Raw genomic sequence first — 5959 nt, 5'->3', positions numbered from 1 at the left:
CTGGATGTCGGCGATGCTGATGCCGTAGCGTTTGAGCTTGTCGATGTTTGTCTGGATCTTGATTTCCGGATCCACCCCGCCGTAGACCTCGATCGATTCAATGCCCTGGATCGACTTCAGGTAAGGCAGGATTTCCCGTTCCACCACCCGTTTCAGGGTATAAATGGTGTAATCACCGTATACACCCACGTTGAAAAAAGGCAGTTTCTCGAACTCATCGGGTACGTAGGGTTGAATATAGGGGCGGTTGACCTGGCGGGGCAGCTCCGTCTGCAGGCGGTTCAGACGTTCACTCAGGGCCACGGAGGCAAAGTCCATGTTGGTGTCGCGCGTGAATTCCACGTCGATGATGCCGCGGTTCTGCAGGGAGCGGCTCTCAATTCCGGCCACCCCGCGGATCTGGGAGATTTCGGCTTCCGCCGCGATCAGCACCTTGCGCAGCAGCATGTCCGGCGACGCCCCGGGCCAGGCGTAACTGATTTTCAACGAGGGCAGTTTTTCTTCGGGGTCCGGCACCAGGTCGATGGGGGTGTTGATCAGGGAGTAGACTCCCAACAGCACCACGATGGCGAAAAAAATGCTCGCCAGCACGGGCCGGTCGATAATCTTATGCATGAGAGTCGCCATTGCGCGCCCGGCGCCGCTGTTTCAGGGACTCGAGCACCTCGTAACTGACGGGAATCAGGATCAGGGTCAGGAAAGTGGTACACAACAGGCCGCCGATAACCACCAGGGCCAGCGGGCGCTGCAGTTCGGATCCGGAAGTGGAGATTGCAGCCATGGGGATCAGCCCGAATATGGTGGTAAAGGTGGTCATGAGGATGGGGCGCAGGCGCACCCGCGATGCCTCCATGACGGCTTCGCGCACGGACATGCCCGCATCCCGCAACTGGTTGGAGTACTCCACCTTGACGATGGCGTCGTTGACGCCGATGCCCACCAGCACCAAGATGCCGATACCGGAAATGATGTTGATGGAGTTGCCCGTGAGCAGTAGGAACAGGAACGCGCCCACCAGGCCCATGGGCACGGTGAACATGATGATCAGGGGCTGGGCCAGGTTTTCAAATTTGGCGGCCATAATCATGTAGACCAGGATGATGGCCAACAGGATGGCCTGCTGCAGGGAATCAAAGGCTTTGCGGCGTTCCTCTTCCTCGCCGGAAAAAGCGTAGCGCGTGTTCATGGGAAATTCAACTTCCAGCAGGGCCTTTTCCGCGTCAGCAATCACCGACTCCAAGTCGCGGTCGCGCACGTCGGCCGAGATCATGAAATAGCGTTCCTGGGCTTCACGCGAGATTTCTTTAATGGAGGGGGTTTCCTCTATTGTCACCAGGTCGCGAAGGTAGTAGGTGCGCCCCTGGTGGGAAACGGGCAAAGACAGCATGCGGTTGAGCTCCATGGTGCCGTCTACGGGCACGCGCACAAAGATATCGTAACTCTTCTGGATCTTTTTCAGGCTGCCGGCTTTCTGTCCGCGCACCGCCTGGCGGATGAAAGCGGACACGTCACGCCGGGTAATGCCGAGCTGATCCAGCAGTTCCTGGCGGAAGGCGATGGTGAGCATGGGTTTGCCCCGGGCGGTTCCGGCCTTGAGGTCTACCAGGCCGGGGATCGGCGCGATTTTTTCCATGATGCGCGCAACGGCTTCACGGCCGCGCTCGATCTCTTCGTAGAACACCTTGATCTGGAAACGTTCTCCACCCACGGCCAGGTATTGGGAGAGGGTGTTCTTTTCCAAAAACACGGTAAACTGGTCGAGATCTTCACTTTTCAGGATATTACGGCCCCGGTCCATTAATCGGGGCCGGGAGGCCTCGGGCGCACAGCTGACAATGAAGTGCAGGCGGTTGACGGAAAAGTCTTCCGAACGCGTGGCCAGCTTGGAAACCAGGCCGACTTCGGTGTAGACGAACTCGACACCTTGCATGGCTTGCAATCGGGCTTCAACGCGGCCGGCGACGCGGTCGGTTTCCTCGAAACCGTATTCCGGTCGCGTGTCGGCGGTGATTTCGAATTTGCGGCTGTCGGGGGCGGGCAGCAGCTCTTTGTCGAGCAGCAGGTAGGTTCCCGCGATCAGTGCGAGTACCACCACCACCAGCCAGGCGGCCCGGCTTTTGCGGTCCAGCACCGCTTCCAGCACGCGGTGGTAGATGGCGTCAAAACGCGTGTAGGCGGCGTTGAAGGCGCGGAACAGGGGTTGGAGCAGGAAGTGGAGGATTTTTGCCAGCAGGCGCGCCACAGCGCGCAATATGAGCACAACAAAGGCGACCACAAAGTAAATGATGTTTCCCAGCAGTTGAAAGGGAATCAGCAGCACAGCGTAGATTCCTTTCAGGGGGGTGTGGAACCAGCGCCTGCGCCGGGATGGGTCAAAGTCAACCTTGAGTTCGCTTTTGCCCAAGGCCTTGAAGGCGGACAGGGCCGGCAGCAGCGTGATGGCCACGATCAAGGAGGAAACCAGGGAAAAGGAAACCGTCATGGCCTGGTCGCGGAACAGCTTGCCGGTGATGCCGTAGAGGTAGATGACGGGCAGGAATATCGAAATGGTGGTAAAGGTGGATGCCGTAATGGCGCCGCTGACTTCGCGGGCGCCCGATATCACCGATTGCATCAGGCTTTCATCTTTGCGGTGGCGAAAAATCGCTTCCAGCACGATAATGGAGTTGTCCAAAAACATGCCCACGCCCAGCACCAGTCCGCCCAGGGACATGATGTTAACGTTGACCTTGAACAGAAACATCAGCACAAAGGTGGAAATCACGGAGATGGGAATCACCGTGGCCACCAGGAACGGGTCGCGGAAGTTCTGCAAAAAAAGCAGCAGGATCAGGAAGGCCAGGAATGCGCCCAGGAGCAGGGAAAACTGCAAAGAGTTGATGGAAGAGATGATCAGGCGCGCTTCCTGGGAGATGACAAAGAACTCCAGGTCGGCGAATTCCCGGGAGAGTTCATCCAGGGAGGCTTCCACCTTGCGTGTGGCGTCGACCGTGTTTCCGCCTGAATCGCGGTACATCAGCAACGCGATGGTGCCGCGGCCGTTAAAACGGATGTCACCTTCGCGCAACTTGTTTTTGTAAAACGCGGTGCCGATGTCGCCCAGCAGCACATTTCTGCCTTCGAGCGATTTGACCGGTATGACTTCAATCTCAGTCGGCTCCTGAATTTCGCCTTCGATCTTCAAAGTGAAACGGGAGCGGCCCTTGCGGATGGTGCCGCCGCTTTGGAAGATGTTGTTGTTTTCAATCGCCGCCGCCACCTCTTCTAAAGTGATACCCAGGTTGCGGGCTTTATCCGGGTTTACTTCAACCGAGATCTCTTCTTCGTCGCCGCCGCGGATCTCGACCCGCGAGATGCCTTCCAATTGTTCCAGGCGCGGCTTTATGATGAACTCGGCGCTCTCTTTCAGTTCCTTGAGGGTTTTTTTCTGTGAGCGCAGGATGGCGGTGACAATGGGGGTGGATGTGGGGTCCCATTCCAGGATCATGGGCGGGGCGCAATCTTCGGGCAGTTCGCGCCGGGCCTCTTCAGTCTTTTCCTTGGTGTGCAGCAGGGCGAAATCCATATCCGTCCCCCAGTGGAACTCGATGGTGATAATGGAGGCCGCTTCCTTGGAAAAGGAAGATATTTTTTTTACGTTGGGAATCGCGGACAGGGGCCCTTCCAGCTTGGTAGTGATGAACTTCTCGATCTCTTCCGGCCCGGAACCGGGGTACTCGGTCACCACCGTGATCTTGGGGTAACTGAGGTCGGGCAGCAGGTTGATGGAAAGGCGCGAGAGGGAAACGTATCCCAGCAGGATCACGCCCACGAAAAACATGATGGTGCCCACCGGGCGCTTGACGGAGAGGTTGATGATGCTCATGGCCGGCTACTTGACGATTTTGACCCGCGACTGGTGGGCCAGGGTCAACTGCCCTTCCACCACTACCAGGTCCCCTTCATCCAGGCCGCTCTTGATGTGAATTTCTTCATCGTTGTGCTCGCCCAGTTCCACGTACTTCCAGATGGCGATCTTGTCTTCTACCACGAAGACAAGGGGACGCTGGCGCACCAGTACGGCCTTGCGCGGGACCTTGATGACGTTTTCGAATACCTGGTACTCGATGTCTATCTCGGCGTGCATGCCCGGCAGGATGCGGTGGTCGCGGTTGTCTACTTTCACGAAAACCGTCAGGGTCTTTTTATCCGGGTCCACTTCCGGGCTGATCGATTCGATCTCACCCCGGAAGGTTTCATCGGCAAAAGAGTCCAAGAGGATGCGCACGCCCGTGCCCTTTTGCAGGTGGCGGATTTCCGATTCCAGGGCGTAGCCTTTGAGGTAGAGGGAATCCAGGTTGACGACTTTGACTAGTTCACGGCCCGCGGACACTTTTTCGCCCGGGCTGATATGGATGGCGGCCACGACGCCGTTGAAGGGCGCGCGGATGGTGGTGCGTTCCAGGTTCAATTGCGCCTGCTTGAGTTGGATCATGGCATCCGAGAGTCCGTCTTTGGCGCGGCGGATATCTTCGCGCAGGGCCCCGGAAAACACCATGCGGCTGTCGTATTCTTCGCTGATCTGCTGGAATGCGGCTTCGCTGATTTTTCCTTTTTCAAAATCAGCCGCGGCTTTGAGGTAGCGCTTGCGCAGTTCTTCCAGCGCCTTTTTCTCTTCGGGGCTGATGTCGGGCAGGTCTACGGGAACGTCCTCGTTGACCAGGAACTCAGACAGCGCCTTGAGCTTGGCGGTATCCGCCCGTTCGACTTCCAGGCGGGATTCACGGTCATCCAGTTTGACCAAAACCTGCCCGGCTTTGACGCGGGAGCCGATGCGCAGGGGAAGTTTCTCAACGGTGCCGGAAATCTCGGCCTTCAGGACGGCTTTTTCCCAGACGTCGGCCGAAGCGGATATGCGCAGGCGCAAGGGCAGGTGTCCGCGTTCCGCGGGCAGCACGCGCACCGGCAGGGCCGAGGTCTTGTCGTTGTCGGAGCTTTCCTGCTTTTCTTCGATCACATCCGCTTTTCCGCTGTCTTTGGCCGGGAAAAACAATTTGACGGCCGCGTATGCCACCGCGGCCACGATGATTACCAGTGCAACAATGCGCAGAACCTTTTTCATAACACCTTTCTCCCCCTTTTCCGGTACCGTAACGGATTCGGAATGATTAAGCTAAATTATATATACGCTATAGACGGGGGAGGGTTTAGAGGGCGGGTTTCAAACCCGCCCGGAAAAAAAACAGTTGGAGAGTTGGAAAGAAGGTGACAGGTGACAGGTATCAGGTGGCAGGAAAACAAGGGTAGCGACGGTTCGTGAACCGCCCTGTAGAATGTAGAAGGTAGAAGGTATAAAAATCCGAAATCCCAAATCCGAAATCCCAAACAAATTCAAAACCCGAATGTTCAAAATTCAAAACAAAAGCAATATGGAAGCACCACGAAACACACGGAAAAGAGGTGACAGGTATCAGGAAAAACAGGCGAATGGTGAGGGGTAGCCCCCGCAAATGGTAAAAAAAAAGGGCAGCCGGGGCTGCCCTTTTATGGGGATAATTCAGGTTCCGGTTAGAGTTCCAACTCAGACTTGATATTGGAAACGATCTGGCGGAATTCCGCCTTGATGCGGGCTTCTTCCTTTTTTAACTCTTCCATTTCAGCGGCTGAGTCGGATGTGCCGCCGGACTGGGCCATGCGCAGCTTCTTCTGGATCTCGGCCAACTTGTCCAGTTCGTACTGGGGGGCGGCGAGGTCGATTGAGGTGTAGTTGCGGCGGATGTGGCGTTTCTGCTTGAATTCTTCGCGCTTCAGGCGCATGATCTCTTCTTCGTTACGAGAGGCGGAGGCCTGCTGGCGGTGGACTTTGGCGTTGTACTGGTCGAGTTTGCTGAAGTAGTTGTACTTGGTGAAGAGCTGGTGCTCCGCCTTGGCCATGGCGATCTTTTCATTGGAGTTATTGTCTTCGGCGTCAAAGCGCAGG

3 protein-coding genes are annotated in these 5959 nt (G+C 56.7%); all 3 read right to left on the bottom strand.

What is annotated here, in order from left to right; translation table 11 throughout:
• A partial coding sequence (locus tag ENN40_10725) for an efflux RND transporter permease subunit (GenBank protein ID HDP95816.1) occupies window positions 1-627 on the bottom strand: 627 nt, incomplete at its 3' end.
• Complete coding sequence (locus tag ENN40_10720) at window positions 608-3865, bottom strand: efflux RND transporter permease subunit (GenBank protein ID HDP95815.1); 3258 nt, start codon at window positions 3863-3865, stop codon at window positions 608-610. The genes ENN40_10725 and ENN40_10720, both read right to left, overlap by 20 nt.
• A 6-nt stretch (window positions 3866-3871) precedes the next feature.
• Window positions 3872-5101, bottom strand: a complete 1230-nt coding sequence (locus tag ENN40_10715; protein ID HDP95814.1) for an efflux RND transporter periplasmic adaptor subunit — start codon at window positions 5099-5101, stop codon at window positions 3872-3874.
• Window positions 5102-5959 lie beyond the last annotated feature (858 nt).

Source organism: Candidatus Aminicenantes bacterium (assembly GCA_011049425.1).
In the GTDB taxonomy this organism is placed as follows: Bacteria; Acidobacteriota; Aminicenantia; order UBA2199; family UBA2199; genus UBA876.
The sequence above is the reverse complement of the archived record's forward strand: the minus strand, read 5'-3'. Positions and strand labels throughout refer to the sequence as shown.

Excerpts from the sequence above, each read along its gene's own strand:
- ENN40_10720 (HDP95815.1), bottom strand. The coding sequence starts at position 3,865 with ATGAGCATCATCAACCTCTCCGTCAAGCGCCCGGTGGGCACCATCATG.
- ENN40_10715 (HDP95814.1), bottom strand. The coding sequence starts at position 5,101 with ATGAAAAAGGTTCTGCGCATTGTTGCACTGGTAATCATCGTGGCCGCG.